Origin of the sequence: Malikia granosa (genome assembly GCF_002980595.1) — a bacterium.
GTDB classification, from domain to species: Bacteria; Pseudomonadota; Gammaproteobacteria; order Burkholderiales; family Burkholderiaceae_C; genus Malikia; species Malikia granosa.
Map to the genome: position 1 here is coordinate 1 of NZ_PVLQ01000161.1, position 893 is coordinate 893.

Annotated in this window: 1 protein-coding gene and 1 pseudogene; one reads left to right on the forward strand and one right to left on the reverse strand. The window is 55.8% G+C overall.

Translation table 11 applies throughout. From position 1 onward, the window contains the following. Nucleotides 1-326: pseudogene (locus C6P64_RS17800) on the forward strand (alpha/beta hydrolase); the annotation flags it as partial. Between the two features lie 150 nt (nucleotides 327-476). On the opposite strand, the gene C6P64_RS17805 reads toward C6P64_RS17800, so the two are convergent. Further along, a complete protein-coding gene (locus C6P64_RS17805) occupies nucleotides 477-701 on the reverse strand; it encodes a hypothetical protein (RefSeq protein ID WP_146115990.1) in 225 nt (74 codons plus the stop codon). Between the last annotated feature and the right edge of the window lie 192 nt (nucleotides 702-893).

An 893-nucleotide genomic window follows, 5' to 3' on the forward strand; every position in this document is an offset into this window, starting at 1 on the left:
GGCACCTTGAAATCACTCGGCATATCCCCAATAGCGTCGACAATCTCGACGAAAACGATCCATTCGTGCGCACGGCTGCGGACTTTCCCATCTCTACCCAGGTGCGCTATCACTCGATCGTGGCCCAGGCCAATGCCGAAGTGGCCCTCGCTGATTCCGATGATGGTCTCGTGCCTTACCGCAGCGCTCATCTTCCCGGGGCGCAATCCGAGAAAATCATCATTTCAGGACACAGCGTGCAACAGAGCGCGGCGGCAGTGCTGGAAATCCAGCGCATTCTGAGAGAGGACATTGCTCTGCGGGAAGCGCATTTCATGCAGCCATAGACAACTGCCATCTGCTGTACGCAGCCGAGCTGATTTGGGCAAGCTTCTATCTTTCAGATGGGCGTAGTGCACTCCTCTGTAATGCGTAGGTCGTAGGTTCGATTCCTATTTCCGGCACCAGATTTAAGCTAACAAGCTGTAAGAGGACACCTAGGTGGTCTGCGCTAACAACCATTCACGGTATTGCTCTGTCCTCTGAACATCCCCGCCACACAAGAGCGAAACCTGCGCGTAGTGCCCCTGCGCTTTCAAGGTTTCGGCAATCGGCCCCCACCATTCATTTGGCTGAGCCAGGGCGGCCTCATGATCCGCCTCGCCCACCCATGCGACAAAAAATTCCGACTGCCATTGCGCCGGTTTTTCAAGCGTATTCACCATCCATCTCCTCAACCATCAGCGGCAGGTCAGATCACTGCGCTGCGCCATCGCCGCAGTATCACCTGCTTGGATGACGACCACGCCGGGAATGGTCGTGCTCTCCACCATGATTCGGGTGGGCGCTGCCGCTTGCATGACCACACACTCATCCGGGTGGATCCACAGCTAGTTACTAAGTTTTCTGAAAGA